18 protein-coding genes and 1 riboswitch are annotated in these 20,298 nt (G+C 72.1%); of the genes, 12 read left to right on the top strand and 6 right to left on the bottom strand.

Features of this window, described 5'->3' with window-relative positions; translation table 11 throughout:
• Positions 1 to 142: 142 nt before the first annotated feature.
• The 8 genes from ACIF9R_RS06310 (at position 143) to ACIF9R_RS06275 (ending at position 9,824) form a co-directional block, all read left to right on the top strand.
• On the top strand, positions 143 to 1,399 hold the full coding sequence (locus ACIF9R_RS06310) for a sensor histidine kinase (RefSeq protein ID WP_399975111.1): 1,257 nt from the start codon (positions 143 to 145) through the stop codon (positions 1,397 to 1,399).
• Between the two features lie 125 nt (positions 1,400 to 1,524).
• On the top strand, positions 1,525 to 2,889 hold the full coding sequence (locus tag ACIF9R_RS06305; RefSeq protein ID WP_399975108.1) for a sensor histidine kinase: 1,365 nt from the start codon (positions 1,525 to 1,527) through the stop codon (positions 2,887 to 2,889).
• A gap of 369 nt (positions 2,890 to 3,258) precedes the next feature.
• Positions 3,259 to 3,918, top strand: coding sequence for a LuxR C-terminal-related transcriptional regulator (locus ACIF9R_RS06300; protein WP_399975733.1), 660 nt, complete (start codon positions 3,259 to 3,261; stop codon positions 3,916 to 3,918).
• Between the two features lie 175 nt (positions 3,919 to 4,093).
• Positions 4,094 to 6,025: a 2-oxoacid:acceptor oxidoreductase subunit alpha gene (locus tag ACIF9R_RS06295; RefSeq protein ID WP_399975105.1), complete on the top strand. Its 1,932-nt coding sequence runs from the start codon at positions 4,094 to 4,096 to the stop codon at positions 6,023 to 6,025.
• Positions 6,018 to 7,076: a 2-oxoacid:ferredoxin oxidoreductase subunit beta gene (locus tag ACIF9R_RS06290; RefSeq protein ID WP_399975102.1), complete on the top strand. Its 1,059-nt coding sequence runs from the start codon at positions 6,018 to 6,020 to the stop codon at positions 7,074 to 7,076. The genes ACIF9R_RS06295 and ACIF9R_RS06290 overlap by 8 nt, the downstream gene beginning before the upstream one ends.
• A 193-nt stretch (positions 7,077 to 7,269) precedes the next feature.
• A complete protein-coding gene (locus ACIF9R_RS06285; RefSeq protein WP_399975099.1) occupies positions 7,270 to 8,124 on the top strand; it encodes an SDR family oxidoreductase in 855 nt (284 codons plus the stop codon).
• A 182-nt stretch (positions 8,125 to 8,306) separates the two neighbouring features.
• A complete protein-coding gene (rarD, locus tag ACIF9R_RS06280) occupies positions 8,307 to 9,293 on the top strand; it encodes an EamA family transporter RarD (RefSeq protein WP_399975096.1) in 987 nt (328 codons plus the stop codon).
• A gap of 57 nt (positions 9,294 to 9,350) precedes the next feature.
• Complete coding sequence (locus ACIF9R_RS06275; RefSeq protein WP_399975093.1) at positions 9,351 to 9,824, top strand: VOC family protein; 474 nt, start codon at positions 9,351 to 9,353, stop codon at positions 9,822 to 9,824.
• Between the two features lie 27 nt (positions 9,825 to 9,851).
• Here ACIF9R_RS06275 and ACIF9R_RS06270 read toward each other — a convergent pair whose 3' ends face one another.
• The gene (locus ACIF9R_RS06270) at positions 9,852 to 11,117 is read right to left on the bottom strand and encodes a tetratricopeptide repeat protein (RefSeq protein ID WP_399975090.1); all 1,266 of its coding nucleotides are present in this window, start codon (positions 11,115 to 11,117) and stop codon (positions 9,852 to 9,854) included.
• A 159-nt stretch (positions 11,118 to 11,276) separates the two neighbouring features.
• Between ACIF9R_RS06270 and ACIF9R_RS06265 the strand changes: the two genes are divergently transcribed.
• From ACIF9R_RS06265 to ACIF9R_RS06255, 3 genes are all read left to right on the top strand, one after another.
• The gene (locus tag ACIF9R_RS06265) at positions 11,277 to 11,789 is read left to right on the top strand and encodes a hypothetical protein (RefSeq protein ID WP_399975087.1); all 513 of its coding nucleotides are present in this window, start codon (positions 11,277 to 11,279) and stop codon (positions 11,787 to 11,789) included.
• Complete coding sequence (locus ACIF9R_RS06260; RefSeq protein WP_399975730.1) at positions 11,786 to 12,925, top strand: amidase; 1,140 nt, start codon at positions 11,786 to 11,788, stop codon at positions 12,923 to 12,925. Before ACIF9R_RS06265 ends, ACIF9R_RS06260 begins: the two co-directional genes overlap by 4 nt.
• 99 nt (positions 12,926 to 13,024) lie before the next feature.
• Positions 13,025 to 13,609 carry a flavodoxin family protein gene (locus tag ACIF9R_RS06255; RefSeq protein ID WP_399975085.1) on the top strand — a complete coding sequence of 195 codons (585 nt, stop codon included), beginning with the start codon at positions 13,025 to 13,027 and terminating at the stop codon, positions 13,607 to 13,609.
• A gap of 15 nt (positions 13,610 to 13,624) precedes the next feature.
• Here ACIF9R_RS06255 and ACIF9R_RS06250 read toward each other — a convergent pair whose 3' ends face one another.
• From ACIF9R_RS06250 to ACIF9R_RS06235, 4 genes are all read right to left on the bottom strand, one after another.
• Complete coding sequence (locus tag ACIF9R_RS06250; RefSeq protein ID WP_399975082.1) at positions 13,625 to 14,500, bottom strand: ABC transporter permease; 876 nt, start codon at positions 14,498 to 14,500, stop codon at positions 13,625 to 13,627.
• On the bottom strand, positions 14,487 to 15,500 hold the full coding sequence (locus tag ACIF9R_RS06245; protein ID WP_399975079.1) for an ABC transporter ATP-binding protein: 1,014 nt from the start codon (positions 15,498 to 15,500) through the stop codon (positions 14,487 to 14,489). Before ACIF9R_RS06245 ends, ACIF9R_RS06250 begins: the two co-directional genes overlap by 14 nt.
• A 41-nt stretch (positions 15,501 to 15,541) precedes the next feature.
• On the bottom strand, positions 15,542 to 16,762 hold the full coding sequence (locus ACIF9R_RS06240; protein WP_399975077.1) for an outer membrane lipoprotein carrier protein LolA: 1,221 nt from the start codon (positions 16,760 to 16,762) through the stop codon (positions 15,542 to 15,544).
• A gap of 321 nt (positions 16,763 to 17,083) precedes the next feature.
• Positions 17,084 to 18,094: a polyprenyl synthetase family protein gene (locus tag ACIF9R_RS06235; RefSeq protein WP_399975075.1), complete on the bottom strand. Its 1,011-nt coding sequence runs from the start codon at positions 18,092 to 18,094 to the stop codon at positions 17,084 to 17,086.
• Positions 18,095 to 18,620: 526 nt separating this feature from the next.
• Positions 18,621 to 18,790, top strand: a riboswitch (cyclic di-AMP (ydaO/yuaA leader).
• Positions 18,791 to 18,795: 5 nt separating this feature from the next.
• Here ACIF9R_RS06235 and ACIF9R_RS06230 point away from each other — a divergent pair.
• Positions 18,796 to 19,278: a transglycosylase SLT domain-containing protein gene (locus ACIF9R_RS06230; protein WP_399975072.1), complete on the top strand. Its 483-nt coding sequence runs from the start codon at positions 18,796 to 18,798 to the stop codon at positions 19,276 to 19,278.
• On the opposite strand, the gene ACIF9R_RS06225 is transcribed toward ACIF9R_RS06230, so the two are convergent.
• Positions 19,242 to 20,114, bottom strand: coding sequence for an HAD family hydrolase (locus ACIF9R_RS06225; RefSeq protein ID WP_399975070.1), 873 nt, complete (start codon positions 20,112 to 20,114; stop codon positions 19,242 to 19,244). The two genes, ACIF9R_RS06230 and ACIF9R_RS06225, sit on opposite strands and share 37 nt — an antisense overlap.
• Positions 20,115 to 20,298: the final 184 nt, after the last annotated feature.

Genomic DNA, 20,298 nt, shown 5'->3' with positions numbered 1-20,298 from the left:
CTTCGCACGGGAGTCTAGGCCCTCATAAAGCAGCGGTAAGCAGCTGTCACCACTCGGGACACCAGGGGTGGGGTTTTCCTCAGCGTCTTCGGGCGGTCCGCCTCATGGCGCGGGCCCCCCTGCTCCGGGCAGGCTGAGGCACATGACCGAACCTTCCCCGCCCCCTCGCACGCCCGCGACGGCGGTCCGGGCACCGGCCGGGCCCGACGACCGTCCCCCGCCGGCCCGTTTCGCCTATGACGCGCACACCTGGAAGGAGATCGGCCATCTGCTGGCGAACCTGCCGGTGTCGATGGTCGGCTTCACCTACACGGTGACCATGCTGTTCACCGGTGCCGGGCTGACCGTCACGGTGATCGGGCTGCCGCTGCTCGCGGCCGGGCTGCTGGGCGCACGGCTGCTGGGCAGGCTGGAGCGGGCGCGGGCCAGGAAGCTGCTCGGGGTCCGGGTGGAGGAGCCGAGCCGGCTGCCGCGCGGGGCCGGGGGGTTCTGGCCCGGCCTGTGGATGGCGCTGAGGGACCCAGTGGGCTGGCGCACGGTGCTGTACGAGCTGATCCGGCTGCCGTGGGGCGTGTTCACCTTCACCGTCGCGCTGACCGGGCTGTTCGTGCTGTGGCCGGTGCTGCCATTCGTCGTGCGTGCCCTGACCAACGTGGACCGGGCGATGGTGCGCGGCCTCCTGTCGCCCTCCGACGAACTGGAACGGCGCATCGCGGAGCTGGAGTCCGACCGGGGTGTGGTGGTCGACACGGCGGCGGCGGACCTGCGGCGCATCGAGCGTGATCTGCACGACGGGGCGCAGGCCCGGCTGGTCAATCTGGCGATGGGGCTGGGCCTGGCCAAGGAGAAGCTGCTGGAGGACCCCGACGCCGCGGCCACGATGGTCGAGGAGGCGCACGGTGAGGTGAAACTGGCCCTGCAGGAGCTGCGGGACCTGGCCCGCGGTATCCATCCGGCGGTGCTGACCGACCGGGGTCTGGACGCCGCCCTGTCCTCGGTCGCCTCGCGCTGCACGGTGCCGGTGACCGTGACGGCCGATCTGGACGAGCGTCCGGCCGCCGCCATCGAGGGGATCGCCTACTTCACGGTGTCGGAGCTGCTGCAGAACGTCAGCAAGCACAGCGGGGCCCGGTCGGCCTCGGTCGACGCCTGGCGGTCCGAGGGCCGGCTGTTCCTGCAGGTGTGGGACGACGGCCGCGGGGGCGCGAGCCTGGAGGGCGGGTCGGGTATGCGGGGCCTCGCCGAGCGGCTGGGCGCGGTGGACGGTCTGTTCGTCGTGGACTCGCCGGAGGGCGGTCCGACCACGGTGACGGCGGAGCTGCCGTGGCGGGACCGTTCCGGTGTGCTCGCCGAGGACGCGCGGAAGGCCAAGGGGACGTCCGCCCGCGGCCGGAGGTAGGGAAAACCCCCGGCCAAGACTGCGACGGACTCCATGGTCCGCCGACCTGCGGCGGAGCAGTCTGGTGGTACGACGGCACAGCGCCGGACGAGCACCGCCTCCGGACGAGACGAAGGACGACACCGATGGCCACGGAGTACGGACAGGGCTACGGGCTCCCCACCGGGCCCGGACATCCCGGGCACGCCGACCGGCGGCGGTACCGGCTGCCGGCCGCGCTGCGGGCGCCGGTCGAGGGGCGCACCTGGCGCGAGCTGGCGTATGTGCTGCTGAGCCTGCCGATCAGCATTCTGCTGTTCACCTACGCGGTCACGATGGTGTCGCTGGGGGCGGGTCTGCTGGTGACCTTCCTCGGCGTCCCGGTGCTGGCGGCGGCGCTCGCCGGCTGCCGCGGGCTCGGGTCGGTGGAACGGGCTCGGGCGCGAGGGCTGCTGGGCCTCGACGTGGGCGAGCCGGAGCCGCTGCGGCCGCGGGGGCAGGGGGTCATGGCGTGGGTGGGGGCCGTGCTCAAGAGCGGTGTCTCCTGGCGGTCCCTGCTGTACTCGGTGCTTCAGCTGCCGTGGGCGGTGTTGTCCTTCGTGGTCACCGTGACGCTCTGGTCGGTGGGCTGGTCGCTGCTGACGTATCCGCTGTGGTTCTGGGTCCTCCCGACGTACGGCGGGCAGGACGGCATACAGCTGTACGGCGACGAGCGGCACCAGGTCTATCTGGACAACCCGTTCGAGATCACGGTGACGGCGGGGGTGGGTCTGCTGTTCACGCTCGCCACGCCGTGGATCGTCCGGGCGCTGACGACGGTGGACCGGGTGATGGTGCACGGGCTGCTCGGACCGTCCCGGCTGGCGACGCGGGTGGTGGAGCTGGAGTCGGACCGCGGGGTCGTGGTGGACACTGCGGCGGCGGACCTGAGGCGCATCGAGCGCGATCTGCACGACGGGGCGCAGGCCCGGCTGGTGGCGCTGGCCATGGATCTGGGTCTGGCCAAGGAGAAGCTGCGGGAGGATCCGCAGGTCGCGGCGCAGATGGTGGACGAGGCACACGGCGAGGTGAAGACGGCGCTGCAGGAGCTGCGGGACCTGGCCCGCGGTATCCATCCGGCGGTGCTGACCGACCGGGGTCTGGATGCCGCCCTGTCCTCGGTGGCCGCCCGGTGCACGGTCCCGGTGCAGGTGGAGGTCGACCTGACGGAGCGGCCCGCGCCGGCCATCGAGGGCATCGCCTACTTCACGGCCTCGGAGCTGCTGCAGAACATCAGCAAGCACTCGCGGGCGACCTGGGCGGGCGTGGAGGTGTGGCGGGCGGAGAACCGGCTGATGCTCCAGGTCGTCGACAACGGGGTGGGCGGCGCCGACATCTCCCGGGGATCCGGGCTGTCGGGTCTGGCGGAGCGGCTGAAGGCGGTGGACGGGATCCTGGTGGTGGACTCGCCGGCCGGCGGTCCGACCCGGGTGACCGCCGAGCTGCCGTGGCGCGCGGAGCGGACACGATGACCACGTACTGAGACGCCGGACCGGGAACGGGTCGGCGGCCGTCCCGGACCACGGACGCACGTGGACAGTCATGGACGGACGCCAAGGGACGCCGGCAAACACGGACGGACAGCCACGAACACGGCGGCGGATGCGGGCCAGGGGCCCGCATCCGCCCACCCGTGCGCCGTTCACGGTCGCGCGCCGTGCGCCGGGCGCCGTGCGCGGAACGGACCGGACGGCGGCCCGGACGGCGGCCCGGACGACACCCCGGATCGCGCCGCCCCGGCCCATCCCCCGCCGGATGCTGGAATGCTGGACCTGTCGACCGGCCGCCAGGAGGGCGGGCCGGGAGCAGGCTGTGGGGGGCCGAGCAACGTGGAGGACAGGGTGCGGGTGGTCATCGCCGAGGATTCGGTGCTGCTGCGGGAGGGCCTGACCCGGCTGCTGACCGACCGGGGGCACGATGTCGTGGCCGGGGTCGGGGACGCGGAGGCACTGATCAAGACCATCGCCGAGCTGGACGGGCAGAACCTGCTGCCGGACGTGGTGGTGGCGGACGTACGGATGCCGCCGACGCACACGGACGAGGGCGTGCGGGCCGCGGTGCAGCTGCGCAAGTCGCATCCGGGGATCGGGGTGCTGGTGCTGTCGCAGTACGTGGAGGAGCGCTACGCCACGGAGCTCCTCGCCGGTTCCAGCCGGGGCGTCGGCTATCTGCTGAAGGACCGGGTGGCCGAGGTCCGCGAGTTCGTGGACGCGGTGGTGCGGGTGGCCGAGGGCGGTACGGCGCTGGATCCGGAGGTCGTCGCACAGCTGCTGGGGCGCAGCCGCAAGCAGGACGTGCTGGCGGGGCTCACCCCGCGCGAGCGGGAGGTTCTGGGGCTGATGGCCGAAGGGCGGACGAACTCGGCGATCGCCCGGCAGCTGGTGGTCAGCGACGGCGCGGTGGAGAAGCACGTCAGCAACATCTTCCTGAAGCTGGGGCTGTCCCCGAGTGACGGGGATCACCGGCGGGTCCTGGCGGTGCTCACCTACCTCAACTCCTAGGGGAACTCCCGGAACTCCCGCGGAGGGGGCATCCCGCCGCTGCTCGAAGACGTCTCGAAGTCGTGTCCAAGATGCGAATGCCCCAAGGAAGGCGCCCCTTACGGACGTAGGGTTTATGCGGGGAAGGCCTACGGGAAGGCCGTCCCGGACAGCCGCCTCGAGGAGGTCCAGTTCAGTGACCAGCCAGGTCAGCAGCACCGCGGAGCAGGCCGACGGAGCAGTCGTAGGAGAGCAGCGCACAGCGGGGGGCACGAAGGACGTCCGCCGCCTCGACCGAGTGATCATCAGGTTCGCGGGGGACTCGGGTGACGGGATGCAGCTCACCGGCGACCGTTTCACCTCGGAGACCGCGTCCTTCGGCAACGATCTCTCCACGCTGCCGAACTTTCCGGCCGAGATCCGCGCTCCTGCCGGCACCCTGCCGGGTGTCTCGTCCTTCCAGCTCCATTTCGCCGACCACGACATCCTCACCCCCGGCGACGCCCCCAACGTGCTGGTGGCGATGAACCCGGCCGCGCTCAAGGCCAACATCGGCGACCTGCCGCGCGGCGCGGAGATCATCGTCAACACCGACGAGTTCACCAAGCGGGCGATGCAGAAGGTCGGCTACGACAGCAGCCCCCTGGAGGACGGCTCGCTGGACGGCTACCACCTGCACCCGGTCCCGCTGACCACGCTGACGGTGGAGGCGCTGAAGGAGTTCGACCTCACCCGGAAGGAGGCGGAGCGCAGCAAGAACATGTTCGCGCTCGGCCTGCTGAGCTGGATGTATCACCGGCCGACCGAGGGCACGGAGAAGTTCCTGAGGTCGAAGTTCGCGAAGAAGCCCGACATCGCGGCGGCCAACATCGCGGCCTACCGGGCGGGCTGGAACTTCGGTGAGACCACCGAGGACTTCGCGGTCTCCTACGAGGTGGCCCCGGCGGCGAAGGCGTTCCCGGCCGGCGTCTACCGCAACATCTCCGGGAACCTGGCCCTGTCCTACGGGCTGGTCGCCGCGTCCCGGCAGGCGGACCTGCCGCTGTTCCTGGGCTCGTACCCGATCACCCCCGCCTCGGACATCCTGCACGAACTGAGCCGGCACAAGAACTTCGGTGTGCGGACCTTCCAGGCGGAGGACGAGATCGCCGGGATCGGGGCGGCGCTGGGGGCGGCCTTCGGGGGTTCGCTCGCGGTGACGACGACGTCCGGCCCGGGTGTGGCGCTGAAGTCGGAGACGATCGGTCTTGCGGTGTCGCTGGAGCTGCCGCTGCTGATCGTGGACATCCAGCGCGGCGGCCCGTCCACCGGTCTGCCGACCAAGACGGAGCAGGCGGACCTGCTGCAGGCCATGTACGGGCGCAACGGCGAGGCGCCGGTGCCGGTCGTCGCCCCGCGCACCCCGGCGGACTGCTTCGACGCCGCGTTGGAGGCGGCCCGGATCGCACTGACCTACCGCACCCCGGTGTTCCTCCTCTCCGACGGCTATCTGGCCAACGGATCGGAGCCGTGGCGGATCCCGGACCTGGAGGAGCTGCCCGACCTGAAGGTGCGGTTCGCCCAGGGTCCGAACCACACCCTGGACGACGGCACCGAGGTGTTCTGGCCGTACAAGCGGGACCCGGGGACCCTGGCCCGCCCCTGGGCGATCCCGGGCACACCGGGTCTTGAGCACCGGATCGGCGGCATCGAGAAGCAGGACGGCACGGGCAACATCTCCTACGACCCGGCCAACCACGACTTCATGGTCCGCACCCGGCAGGCCAAGATCGACGGTATCGAGGTACCCGCCCTGGAGGTCGACGACCCCGACGGCACCGCGCGGGTGCTGGTGCTCGGCTGGGGTTCGACGTACGGGCCGATCACGGCGGCCGTGCGGCGGCTGCGGAAGGCCGGGGAGGCCGTCGCCCAGGCGCATCTGCGGCATCTGAACCCCTTCCCGCACAACCTCGGCACGGTTCTCGAGAAGTACGACAGGGTGGTGATCCCCGAGATGAACCTCGGGCAGCTCGCCACCCTCATCAGGGCGAAGTACCTGGTCGACGCGCAGTCGTACAACCAGGTCAACGGCATGCCGTTCAAGGCGGAGCAGCTCGCCACGGCGCTGAAGGAGGCCATCGATGACTGACGCCAACGCGCTGCTCCAGCTCGTCCCCAAGGCCGAGGGCAAGCAGTCCATGAAGGACTTCAAGTCCGATCAGGAAGTGCGCTGGTGCCCCGGCTGCGGTGACTACGCCGTGCTCGCCGCCGTGCAGGGTTTCATGCCGCAGCTGGGCCTGGCGAAGGAGAACATCGTCTTCGTCTCCGGCATCGGCTGCTCCTCCCGCTTCCCGTACTACATGAACACCTACGGGATGCACTCCATCCACGGCCGCGCCCCGGCCATCGCCACCGGCCTCGCGACGTCCCGCCGTGATCTGAGCGTGTGGGTGGTGACGGGTGACGGCGACGCGCTGTCCATCGGCGGCAACCACCTCATCCACGCCCTGCGCCGCAACGTGAATCTCAAGATCCTGCTGTTCAACAACCGGATCTACGGCCTCACCAAGGGCCAGTACTCCCCCACCTCCGAGGTCGGCAAGATCACCAAGTCGACGCCGATGGGCTCGCTCGACGCGCCGTTCAACCCGGTGTCGCTGGCGATCGGCGCGGAGGCGTCCTTCGTGGCCCGCACGGTCGACTCGGACCGCAAGCACCTCACCGAGGTGCTGCGCCAGGCCGCCGACCACCCGGGCACGGCGCTGGTGGAGATCTACCAGAACTGCAACATCTTCAACGACGGCGCCTTCGAGGCCCTCAAGGACCGTCAGCGGGCCGAGGACGCGGTGATCCGGCTCGAGCACGGGGAGCCGATCCGCTTCGGCACGGACGGCTCCAAGGGTGTCGTCCGCGATCGACGGACCGGTGACCTGAAGGTGGTCACGGTGACACCGGAGAACGAGGCCGACGTCCTCGTCCACGACGCCCACTCCGCGTCCCCCACCACCGCGTTCGCGCTGTCCCGGCTCGCGGATCCGAACACCCTGCACCACACCCCGATCGGTGTCCTGCGCTCCGTCGAACGGCCGGTCTACGACACCCTCATGGCCGACCAGCTCGACACCGCCGTCGAACAGAACGGCAAGGGCGACCTCGCCGCGCTGCTGGCCGGCGGCGACACCTGGACCGTCGTGGGCTGAGCGTCGCACGGAACCGCACAGAACCCGCACGGGGAGGGCCCCGGCATCCCGAGGATGCCGGGGCCCTCCCCTGCGCCGGCAGGACTCGCGGGTACCGGCAGGACCGCCCCCGGCGGATACTTTCCAAAAGTTAGCGCATGCCATACAGTTAGCGCATACGCATCCCCGCCCCCCATCAAGGAGTCCTCGCACCATGAGCATCGTCGTCACCGGAGCCACCGGACACCTCGGCCGCCACGTCGTGGAGCAGCTGCTGGAGAAGGTTCCGGCCGGGCAGGTCACCGCCGTCGTCCGCAGCGCCGAGAAGGCCGCGGACCTCGCCGGGCGCGGGGTACGGATCGCGGTCGCCGACTACAACGCCCCCGAGACCTTCGACGGGCTGTTCTCGGCCGGGGACCGGGTGCTGCTGATCTCCGGCAACGAGTTCGACAAGGGCAGGGTGCGCCAGCACCGGGTCGTGATCGACGCCGCGAAGGCCGCCGGTGTCGCCCTGGTCGCCTACACCAGCGCCCCCGGTCCCCTGACCGCCGCGCTCGCCGACGACCACCGCGGCACCGAGGAGGCGCTGCTCGGCTCGGGCGTACCGTACGCGCTGCTGCGCAACGGCTGGTACCACGAGAACTACACGGAGAACCTCGCCCCCGTGCTGGAGCACGGCGCGGTCCTCGCCGCCGCCGGTGAGGGCCGGATCTCCTCCGCCTCGCGGGCCGACTACGCGGCCGCCGCCGTCGCCGTACTGACCGGCGAGGGACACGAGAACACGACGTACGAGCTGGGCGGCGACGAGGCGTGGAGCTTCGCCGAGTACGCGGCCGAGCTGAGCCGGCAGACCGGCCGGGAGATCGTCTACAACCCGGTCACGCCCGAGGCGCTCACCGGCATCCTGGCCGGCGCCGGCGTGCCCGAGCCGATGGCCGCCGTTCTCGCGGGCGTGGACGTCTCGATCGAGAAGGGCGAGCTAGTCGTCGACAGCGGCGATCTCTCCCGGCTGGCCGGCCGACCGACCACCCCGCTCGCCGAGGCCGTCGCCGCCGCGCTCAAGGGCTGACCCGGCACCGCCCGGACCGCTGGACCCCGCACCCCCGCTCGTCATGACCGTATGCCGGTACGGACATGACACGCGGGGGTGTCCGGCGTTACCGTCGTCGGCGGACATCGCGCGCGTTCGACGTCGCGCGTTCGGTGGGCGCCGCGGGAGGCGGAGCACGCGTCAGGCATGAAGGAGGACCCGTGACCGGGAAGCCGGCCGCAGAGCGGCGCACAGGACTGCTGAACGGCTTCGCGGCGTACGGCATGTGGGGGCTCGTGCCACTGTTCTGGCCCCTGCTCAAGCCCGCGGGAGCGGTGGAGATCCTGGCCCACCGCATGGTCTGGTCACTGTTCTTCGTGGCCGCCGCCCTGCTCTTCATACGCCGCTGGGCCTGGCTCGGCGAGCTGCTGCGGCAGCCGCGCAGGCTGGCGCTGGTGACAGTCGCCGCGGCGGTCATCACCGTGAACTGGGGCGTCTACATCTGGGCCGTCAACTCCGGGCACGTCGTCGAAGCCTCCCTCGGCTACTTCATCAACCCGCTGGTCACCATCGCGATGGGCGTGCTGCTGCTGAAGGAGCGCCTGCGGCCCGCTCAGTGGGCGGCGGTCGGGGTGGGCGCCGGTGCGGTGGTCGTCCTCACCGTCGGCTACGGCCGGCCGCCGTGGATCTCGCTCTGCCTCGCCTTCTCCTTCGCCACCTACGGGCTGGTGAAGAAGAAGGTCAACCTCGGCGGTGTCGAGTCGCTGGCCGCCGAGAGCACGATCCTGTTCCTGCCCGCGCTCGGCTATCTGCTGTGGCTGAGCAGCCGGGGCGACGCCACCTTCGGCACCGAAGGGACGGGACACGCGCTGCTGCTCGTCGCCGCCGGTATCGTCACCGCGCTCCCCCTGGCGTGCTTCGGCGCGGCCGCCATACGGGTTCCCCTGTCCACGCTGGGACTGCTGCAGTACATGACGCCGGTTTTCCAGTTCCTGCTCGGCATCCTCTACTTCAAGGAGGCCATGCCGCCCGAGCGCTGGGCCGGTTTCCTGCTGGTGTGGCTGGCCCTCGCCCTGCTCACCTGGAACGCGCTGCGCACCGCCCACCGGTCCGCCCGCACACTCGCCGCGGAACGGGCGGGCGCCGAACGCGGCCCCGAGGGCGTGCCCGCCGCTCCGGAGCCGGACGCGCTGAAGGCCGGGCAGTAGAACCGGGCCCGGGGCGGCGGGCGGGCGGTGTCAGTGCCATGCCCTATAACTGCTCGCATGACGCAGACACCGAGTCCGGCCACGCCCGTGCACTGGAAGGTCGTCATCGACGCGGCCGACCCGCACGCGCAGGCCGACTTCTGGGCCGCCGCCCTGCGGTACGTGGTGGAGGACAACAGCGCCCTCATCGGGAAGCTGCTCGACGCGGGTGCCGTGGGGACCGGGCAGACCGTCGAGTCCCACGGCCGCCGTGCCTGGCGCGACCTGATGGCGGTACGGCACCCGGACGACCCCTACGACGAGGAGAGCGGCACCGGTCTCGGACGGCGCCTGCTGTTCCAGCGCGTCCCCGAGGCGAAGACGGTCAAGAACCGGCTCCACCTCGATCTGCATCCCGGCGAGGGGCGCCGTGAGGAGGAGCTCGCGCGGCTGGAGGGCCTCGGGGCGCGGGTGCTGCGTCGGGTGGGGGACCCTCCCCCGGGGTGGCTGATCATGGCCGACCCGGAAGGCAACGAGTTCTGCCTGCACTGACACCCGTGTGACGAGGGTGGCCCGCGCTCAGGTCTGCCGCGCGCGGGCCCGTTGGGTCAGGCGGCCCATACGGGCGCGGGCGGACTCCAGCTCCTCGATCTCGTCGGCGGCGGCGCCGCCCTCGGTGGCGAGCTCGGTCCACAGCGCGATCAGCTCATGGCCGAGCTCGAGGCCGAGCAGTGGGTCGCGCACCCCGCGCCACGCGGTGGCGGCGCTGCGCACGTTGCCGTAGGCAGCCTCCGCGTCCTGTGCTCGGCGGCAGATCAGCGCCAGGTCGAGGGAGAGCCGGAAGGCGCGCAGCGGCTCGCCGGACAGGTAGGCGATGTAGGCGGTGAGTTCGCGCAGGCGGAGCACCTCCGGGTGCTCCGGGCCCAGGCCGGCCGACGCCTGCGCCACGGTCTCCTCGGCCAGGCGGGTGGCGGTGTCGATCCGGCCGGACCGGACGGCCTCGTTGATCCGGGCCATCGGTTCGGCGAGGTGGTACGCGCCGGAGGTGGTGGGCGGCTCATCGCCGAGCACCGACTCCGCGACGGCGTCGAAACCGCGGGGTGGGGTGGGCCCGGGATCGGGGTCGGGGGCGAACGCGAGATCGGGCCCGGGCGTGGCTTCGGGGGCGGGGGTCCGGGGCGCGTGGCCGCGGGAGTGCTCGGGGGACGGCTCCGCGGGGTGCGGCCGGGCATCCATGGACGGGGGCGGGCCGAACTCGCCCGTCGGGGGCGCGACGGTGCCGGGCGGTGTGCCCCGCGCCGCCCCGGGCAGGGGCCGCGGCGCGAAGGCCGGTTCGGCGTCCTGGGACGCCTGCGCCGCGGAGACCGGGCGCAGCCCGAACGTCGGGGTGGCGTCCCGTGCGGGAGCCGGATCCGCCGGCGCCTGCGGTTCCGGCACGGGGCGCGGGAGGTGCGTCGGCCGGTCCGCGTCGGGCTCCCGCGGCGCGGGCGCCGGCTCGCCCAGCGCGTCCGCCGCCGGCTCCCGGTGCCGCACCGTGCTCAGCCGGTCCGGCTGTGCCGTGAAGCGGCTGGAGCCGTCCGGCTCGACCTGGAGCGGGACGACGTAACCGATCCGGTCGTCGCGTACGACGGCGAGGACGGCATGGCCGGAGGCGATGGCGATGCGGTGGAGGCGGCCCAGCACCGCGTGCTGGATCTCCTCGCCGGGCCCCGCGATCACCGGTACCCCGCCGACCGACGCCACCCGGGCGCCGACGGGGACATGGACGTCGATCGGCGCCGCCGCGCGGTTCGCCGCCTGCGCGGCCTGCTGCTGTTCCCGCTTCTCGCGGCTCAGTCGCGACATCGTTCCCTCATTCGGGTCGTACACCTGCCGTCGAGTCTGTCCGCTCGCCCGCGTTTCTCACGTCACCACGCTGTCACAGGCTCGTCCCAACGGCCGTCGGCCCCGGATTCCCGTCGGTACGGCAGCATGAGGACCGAGGTGGCGAGCAGGAGAGGGGGCATGCGGACAGGCATGCGACAGGGACCGGAGATCTGGATCCGGGGGCCGGTGGCGCCCCCGGAAGCGGAGGTGGCCCCGCCGGAGCCCGCCCACGCGCACGCGACGGCCCGGCGCTTCTCCTGGGTCGGCCTGCACGGCGGTGCCGGTGTCTCCACGCTCGCCGCCGTCTACGGGGGTCATGACAGCGGACGCGTCTGGCCCGGACCCGACGAACCGCGGTCGGTGCTCTTCGTCGCCCGGACCCACGCGGCCGGCCTGGACTCCGTGGTTCCGGCCGTGGAGGCGTTCCGGCGCGGGGAGGCTCCCCAGGGGCTCGACCTGGAGGCCGTCGTCCTGGTGGCGGACGCGCCGGGACGGCTGCCGCGGCCCCTCGCCCACCGGATCCGGCTCATCGACGCGGTGATCGACGTGTACCGGGTGCCGTGGGTGCCCGAGTGGCGCATGGGCGACCTGAGCGGCCGGCCGCCGCACGGGGCGGAGACACCGGCCCGGCTGACGGGTGCGACGCGCTGATTGGGGACGGCGCGGCGGGGATCGCCTCCGCCGTACGCGAGGGCGCGCTCCGGGCCGTGGATGTGGTCGCGGAGGCGCTGGAACGGATCGGGCGGGCCGATCCGGTGCTGTGCGCCTTCCTCGAGGTGTGGGCCGGGGAGGCGCTCCGGCGGGCGGCCGAGGTGGACGCGCGGGTCGCCGCCGGGGAGCGGCTGCCGCTGGCCGGAGTACCGATCGCGGTCAAGGGGCGGCACGGACTGCGTACGGCGGGCCCGCTGCTCGCGGCCGGTGGTGTCGCCGTGGGCGCCACCTCGGTGCCCGGCCCGGACACGCCCTGGCAGACCTGGGGGCTCGGGGCTCACGGCCGTACCGTCAATCCGTGGCGGGCGGACCGTACGCCGGGCGGCTCGTCGGCCGGGGCCGCGGTGGCGGTGGCGGCCGGGCTGGTGCCGATGGCGACGGGCACCGACGGCGCGGGCTCGGTACGGATCCCGGCGGCCTGGTGCTCAGTAGTGGGCCTGAAGGTCACGGGCGGCCGCCTCCCCTCACCCGACCGTACGGGGCTCGCGGCGCCCGGTGTCCTGACCCGCACGGCCGCGGACGCGACGGCCTGGTGGCGGGTGGTGCGGCCGGCCGGCGCGGCCGAGGCGCCCGCGGTCCTCCCCGGCTCCGCGGTCTGGTCCCCGGACCTCGGTTTCGCCCGTCCCGGCCCGGAGCCCGTCACGCTGGCCCGGTCGGCGGCGGGCCGGCTCGCCGAGGCCGGGGTCGTACGGCTGGTTCGTCCCCCGGCGCCGCCCCTGCTCCTCGATCCCGCCCCGGCCTGGACGGCCCTGCGCACCCCCGGCGCCGACCGGTCCGGTGCCCACCGCGTCCGCGCCGGGAACAACCGCCGCCTGGACGCCCTCTTCGCCGGAACCGACCTGCTGCTCACCCCGACGACCCCTACCGCACCGCACGGCCACGAGGGCCCGGGTGACGTCTACTCCACCGCCCTCACCTGGGCGTTCAACGTCAGCGGGCATCCCGCGCTGAGCCTCCCGGCCGGGTTCGGCAGCGACGGCTGTCCGGCGGGGCTCCAGCTGGTGGCGCCGCACGGGCGTGAGGAGCTGTTGCTCGCCGTGGCACGGGAGGCGGAGCGGCGCGGGGCCTTCGGCTGAACCCCCCTCGGAGATTACTTGCGCGTGCATATAATGCGTGTGCATATAATGCAGAAGCCTGTAATTGGCGTACGCCGAGCATGTGAGGGATGACCCACCATGACACGCCGTTTCCTCTTCGTCCTGGGCAGTGCCCGCCCCGACGGCAACACCGAAATGCTGGCCCGCCGGGCCGCCGAACAGCTGCCCCCGGACGTCGCACAGGAGTGGATCGACCTCGCCGCCGACCCCCTGCCCGACTTCGAGGACCTGCGCCACGACAGCGACCGCGTCCGCCCCCGTGAGGGCAGTGCGGCCCTGCTGCTCGACGCCACCGCCGCCGCGACGGACGTCGTGATCGTCTCGCCGCTGTACTGGTACTCGGTGTCCGCCGGGACCAAGCGCTACCTGGACCACTGGACCGGCTGGCTGCGCACGCCCGGTCTGGACTTCAGGTCGGCCATGGCGGGGCGCACCCTGTGGGGCGTCACCGTGCTCGCCCACGATCAGCCGGTCGTCGCCGACCCGCTGATCGGCACGCTGAACCACACGGCCGCGTACCTGAAGATGCGCTTCGGTGGTGTGCTGCTCGGAAACGGCAGCAAGCCGGGCGACGTGCTGAAGGACACCGGCGCCCTGGCCCGGGCGAAGACGTTCTTCGCCCGGGAGGCACCCCTGGCCCGCTTTCCCCACGAGGCCGCCTGACCTCCCGCGTCCGTCCTACGCGGTGATGTCCTTCGACGTGAACCTCGCCCAGGCCGCCGAGCCGAACACCGCCGCGTAGAGGGCTTGGAGTCCCAGGTTCTTGGTCAGGTCGTCCCAGTGGACGGGTTCGCGCATCAGGTCGGCGAAGGACAGCCAGTAGTGGGAGAACAGGTAGGGGTGCACGGCGTGGAGTTGCGGGATCTGGTCGATGATCTGAACCGTGATCAGCAGCCCGACCGTGGTCGCCATCGCCGCGATGCCGCTGTTGGTCAGCGTCGAGACGAACAGGCCGAGCGCCGCCACCCCGATCAGCGACACGGCGACGACCAGGGCGATCAGCAGCGCTCTGGCCAGGCCCTCGGAGAAGCTGATCCGGGTGCCGGAGATGGTCGTGAGATCACCCAGCGGAAAGAGCAGCGCGCCGGTGATCAGCGCCGAGACGGCGACCACCAGGGTGGCGGCCAGGCAGAAGGTCATGACCGCCGCGTACTTGGTGAACAGCAGGCGGGTCCGGCCCGCGGGGGCGACCAGGAGGTAGCGCAGGGTGCCGGCGTTGGCCTCGCCGGCGAGGGCGTCGCCGGCGACGACCCCGATCGCCATGGGCAGGAAGAACGGGAGGGTGGCGGCGAGCGCGGTGAAGACCAGGAACAGGCCGTTGTTGGTGATCTGCGAGATGAACGCCGGACCCCCCGCGCCGCCGCCCCCGCCGCCGGCCGACGAGCCGTCACCGGTCTCGATGCGTACGGCGATGCCGACCAGGACCGGTACGGCGGCCAGCACCGCGAGCAGGGCGAGGGTGCGCCAGCGCCGGAAGGTGGTGAGCAGTTCGCTGCGGAACAGACCGAGGGTCCACAGCGGGTTCACCGTCCGCACCGCTTCAGCCCGCGACATCGAAGCCCTCCCCGGTCAGTGCCACGAACGCGTCCTCCAGGGAGGCCCGTTCGACCCCGAAGCCGCGCACCCGGACACCGGCCGTGACCAGTGCCGCGTTGACCTCGGCGAGGTCCCGCTCAGGCACCTCGCCGGTGACGCGCTCCTCGGCCACGACGACATCGGCGACCCCCTGCTCCTTCAGCACCCGGGCGGCGTCCGCCGGGTCCGGGGTGGTCACCACCAGCCGCCCGCGGGCGCCCGCGGCCAGGTCGGCGACCGGGCCCTGGGTGATCAGGCGGCCCTGGGCCATCACGGCGGCGTGCGTGCACACCTGCTCGATCTCGTCGAGCAGGTGGGAGGAGAGGAAGACGGTGGTGCCGTCCGAGGCCAGCGCGCGGACGAGTGTGCGGATCTCCCGCATGCCCTGCGGGTCGAGGCCGTTGGTGGGCTCGTCCAGGACGAGCAGCCTGCGCGGCTGGAGCAGGGCGGCCGCGAGGCCGAGGCGCTGCTTCATGCCGAGCGAGTACGCCTTCGCCTTCTTGCCGGCGGCGGCCGTCAGGCCCACCCGGTCCAGCGCGGCGGCGACCCGGACGCGCCGGGTGCGCGGATCCGCGGTGGGGTCGGCGGAGTCGTAGCGGAGCAGGTTGTCGCGGCCGGAGAGAAAGCCGTACAGGGCCGGGCCCTCGATGAGGGCACCGACGTGGGGCAGCACGGCGCGCGCGGAGCGGGGCATGGGACGCCCCAGGACGTGTGCCGTGCCGGAGGTCGGCTCGATCAGGCCCATCAGCATGCGGATGGTGGTGGTCTTGCCCGAGCCGTTGGGGCCGAGGAAGCCGAAGACGCTGCCCTCCGGGACGGTCAGGTGCAGACCGTCCACGGCGAGTTGTCCACCGCGGTAGCGCTTGGTGAGCGCGCGGGTGGCGATGACCGCACCGTCACCCGCGTGCGCGGCCGGTTCCGTGCTCGCGCCCGGTTCCGTGTCCGCGCCGTCCGGCTCCCTGGCGGGCGCCTCGCCCATCGGCTTCCTCGTTCCCTGTCACGTCGTAAGGTTCCGGGGCCTTACTTCCCCGCGTCGGCCGCCTTCACGAGCGCGTCCTTGGTGACGGTGCCCACGTAGACCTTGCCGTCGTCGGTGATGAGCGCGTTCACCAGGCGGGTGCTGAACACCGTGCCGCTGCCGAACTCGCCCTTGACCGGGTCGCCGAGCGAGTCGAGGAAGCCGCCGGCGTCACCGCCGACGTCGCCGGTGGGCAGACCGCCCTCGGCTCCCGTGTCGAAGGTGGCGACGGTGTTCCAGCCCTCGCCGAGCATCTTCAGCCCGTCGAGACCCTTGGCGAGGTCGTCCTCGGACTTCGGTGCGCGCTCCGGCTTCCGTGAGTGCTCCCGGCCCCGCTCCAGGTCGCTGTCCTCGGTCACCTCGGCACCCTTGGGCGGGGTGAACTCGAAGGTCGACGCGGCCGGACGGTCGAAGCTCACCTTGGTGAAGCCGACGTCCACGACGGCCGCGCCGCCGGACGACGGGGTGAGCGTGAACTTCAGCGGCATGCCGGTCCTGCTGTCGACCGCGATACTGATCGCGCCGACCGTGGAGCCGGACTGCCTGGGCTTCACGACCAGCTTGTACGCGTCCCGGCCGGCCACCTGGGCGGTGCCGTCGACGGTCACGGACGTGGTGTCGTCGACCGCCTTCAGTGCCTCGTCGGCGAAGTCCTTCGGGGTGGCCGGGGGCCGGTGCCCCCGGTCCTCGCCGGACCCGTCGACCGTGCCGTGGTAGACCGCGTTGGACGCGCTGTCGTAGCCCCAGACGTCCTTGCCGTTGTGGATCAGGCTGTACTCGGCGGCGTTCTCCAGGATCGACACCTTCTGCCGGTCCGGGCCGTCGGCCGCGATCCGCAGCGTGTGCGTGCCGGACGCCAGTTCGGTGAGCTTGGCGGAGGGATCGGCCGAGGAGCCGTCGCCACCGCCCTGTCCCATCGCGCCGGACGTGAGGCCGCTCTCCAGGCCGCCGAGGTTCGGCAGCCCGAGGTCGGTGGTGATCTTCACGGTGCCGGACAGCCGCTCGACGTCCGACTGCGCGATCTTCTCGATCAGTTGTGCGGCGGTGATCTCCGGCAGGTCGGGGTCGCCGGAGTCGGCGAGCGCGGGGACCAGCCCGATGGTCGCGGCCGCCACTCCCATCACCGTGACCGGGACGACGTACCGCGCGGCTTTGCGCCGCCCCGTGCGCGGCTCGTCGACCTCCCCCGCGGTGGTCCTGTCGTCGGATTCGTACGGTGCCATGTGTGCCCTCCGTGGTCGGCGGCGGCTTCCGTCTCGTGTCCTCGCACCAGTCTCGCCCTGAGCCGCCATTCTCACCCGAACCGGTGAGAAGTGGTGTTGTCCGTCGTTGTCCATCTGACCAAATCCGGCAGGCGAATTCGTCAGACCGCGGGCGCAACTCCATGTACTGCTGAGGTATGACACGGGAGGTGGTTTCCGCCCCCGCCCAGTAGGGGCCAGGGGGAGGGTCGGGCCGCCGGTGCGGCGGGCACCGCGGCCGGCCCGGCCCCGGCGGCGCACCACCGCGACGGTTCGACGCCGCCCGGCGCACCACCCGACGGCTCAGCCCGCGCGGTGCACCACCGCGTCGCACAGGTGCACGAGGGCCGTCTTCGCGCCGCACTCCCGCAGGGGGGCCAGCACCGACCGCGCCTCCTCCGCGTACCGCACGGTGTCCCGGCGGGCCTGCTCCAGCGCGGGATGGGCGCGCAGCAGCCGCAGCGCCTCGGCGTGCCGGGCTTCGTCGGTGAGGTCGGAGTCGAGCAGCTCGCACAGGGCGATGTCCTCGGCCAGCCCCAGCCGGGCCGCCCGTTCACGCAGTCGCAGTACGGGCAGCGTGGCGATGCCCTCGCGCAGGTCCGTGCCGGGGGTCTTGCCGGACTCGTGGGTGTCGGAGGCGATGTCCAGGACGTCGTCGGCGAGCTGGAAGGCGACGCCGAGCCGCTCACCGTACTGGGTGAGCACGTCGACCACGGTCTCGTCGGCGCCGGACATCATCGCGCCGAAGCGGCAGGAGACGGCGACCAGCGAGCCGGTCTTGCCGCCGAGCACGTCCAGGTAGTGGTCGACCGGGTCGCGGCCGTCCTGCGGCCCCGCGGTCTCCAGGATCTGTCCGGTGACCAGCCGCTCGAACGCCTCGGCCTGCACCCGCACCGCCTCCGGGCCGAGGTCCGCCAGGATGTGCGAGGCCCGCGCGAAGAGGAAGTCCCCGGTGAGGACCGCGACGGAGTTGCCCCAGCGGGTGTTCGCGCTGTCCACCCCGCGCCGCACCTCGGCCTCGTCCATCACGTCGTCGTGGTACAGCGTGGCCAGATGGGTCAGCTCGACCACCACGGCGGAGGGCACCACGCCGGGCGCGTAGGGGTCCCCGAACTGGGCGGCGAGCATCACGAGCAGCGGGCGGAACCGCTTGCCACCGGCCCGCACCAGGTGCTGGGCGGCACCCGTGATGAGGGGGACCTCACTCTTGGTGGCCTCGATCAGCCCTTCCTCGACAGCCGTCATTCCGGCCTGGACATCGGCTTCCAGAGCCTGGTCCCCCACGCTCAGCCCGAACGGCCCGACGACGGTCACGAGGGGTCTCCTGTCTGCTGGTGTCCACTGGCGATTACACGGAATGTCGATAGGTCGCTGCCCTCACTCAAGTCAGCGTATCCGGTCACCTTTCGATCACCACCGGCACCTCGGGTTACCGGCAGGGCGCCACGGGATCAGGAGCGGGGCGCTTCCGATCGACGGCCGACAACGGACATTCCCCTCCTTTCCTGGACGCAAAGACGCCCGGACCATCCTGCCCGGACTCATGCCCGATTTGCCGCAATTGGCCAGTGAATTCCCGTAGGCCTCAAATGCTCCGGCGCCAGGCGATCAGTGAGGTCGGTCACGCGCGACCCACCCCGCCGGCCATCACGCCGCACCGGCGTCCACCCTTCTCCCGGACCGGAGTTGACCCTTGGCACTCGCAAAGGATCAAGCGTCCCAAATCACCCGTTCGAAGATCAAAGGGCCACATGTGTGACGTCTTCACTTGTTCCCGACATCCCCTCTCGCATACGTTCCGGGCCTGCCGGGCGGACGCCGAATCCTGCCACCGCCCGCATCACACCCACCGACGAACTCACGCACGGCAGGAGCGGGGGACCCAGGTAAGTCGCCGGGCCGGGCCATCGCGCCGGAACGGCTAGGGGTGAAGCCATGCCCGCAAGGGCACGGCCGGGCACTCTCCCGCCCGAACCCGACAGCTCACCTCGCAGGCGTAGGAGAGGAACACAGACATGCCCGCTTCCGGTCACTCCCGCCTCGGCCGCCGCCTCGTCCGCTCCCTCGCCGTCGCCGGCACCGGCGTCGCCGTGGTCGCCCTCCCGCTGTTCGGCGCCACCACCGCCGCCGCGGCCACCACGACCCCCGCCACGACCGCCGCCTCCACGACGGCGTACCCGGACAACCTCGACGGCTGGATCCGCGAGTCGCTGGACGTCATGGCGCAGCACGGCATCCCGGGCTCCTACGAGAGCATCCACCGCAACATCATGCGCGAGTCCTCCGGCAACCCGGCCGCCATCAACCTGTGGGACTCCAACGCCGCCGCCGGCACCCCGTCGAAGGGCCTGCTGCAGGTCATCGACCCGACCTTCCAGGCGTACCACGTCCCCGGCACCGCCTTCGACCCGTTCGACCCGGTCGCGAACATCACGGCGGCCTGCAACTACGCCGCCGACCGCTACGGCTCGATCGACAACGTCTTCGGCGCGTACTGAGCCGACCGCTGACGGCCGAGCACGGCCGCACCACCGAACAGTCGCTCGAGGACGACGGCCACGCCGTCGTCCTCGTTCGACGTGGTGACCTCGTCGGCCACCGCCTTCAGCTCGGGGTGCGCGTTCGCCATGGCGACGCCGTGCGCCGCCCAGTCGAACATGGGGATGTCGTTCGGCATGTCACCGAAGGCGACCGTGCGCGCCGGGCTCAGCCCCAGATGCTCGGCGGCCAGCGCGAGCCCGGTCGCCTTGGTCACCCCGCACGGCTGGAGCTCCACGGTCCCCGGGCCCGACATGGTGACCGTCGCCAGTGAACCGACCACCGACCGCGCCGCCGCGGCCAGCGCGTCGTCGGACAGCCGCGGGTGGCGCAGCAGCACCTTGCTGATCGGCCGCTCCCACAGATCGCTCCGCCGCTCGACCCGTACGGCGGGCAGCGTCGGATGCGGCATCAGATAGCCCGGCTCGATCAGCGTCAGCCCGTCGGCCCCGTCCTGATCGACCGCGGCGTACACCTCCCCGACCTCGGCCTCGATCTTGCCGAGAGCCGTCTCGGCCAGTTCCCGGTCCAGCCTGACGGACCACAGCAGCCGGCCCGCGCCGGCGTCGTACACCTGCGCGCCCTGTCCGCACACCGCGAGCCCCGTGCAGCCGAGGTCGTCGAGGAGCGGCCGCACTCTGGGGGCCGGGCGCCCCGTCACCACGAGGTGCTGGGCACCGGTTTGCGCCACCCGCCTCAGAGCGGCGAGGGACCGGTCGGACAGGGTGTCGTCGCCGCGCAGCAGCGTCCCGTCCAGGTCGGTGGCGATGAGCGAGCAATCGGTGGGTGCGGCCATGATCAGAGAATACGGACAACACGACCGTCCGATTCACGGTGCTCGTATCGGCTCGCTTTCGGTGCGATTCCCCTTTCGTAGGCGCCGGGTTCGGACCGGTTCATGACTCTTTCACCGATTGGCGAGAACATCGTCCGCTCTCTACCGTCCGCCCGGGATGGGGCGGTACCTTCCAAGGGTCCAG

Source organism: Streptomyces sp. NPDC086080, assembly GCF_044540255.1.
Classification (GTDB): domain Bacteria; phylum Actinomycetota; class Actinomycetes; order Streptomycetales; family Streptomycetaceae; genus Streptomyces.
This window is presented reverse-complemented; position numbering and strand designations above follow the sequence as displayed.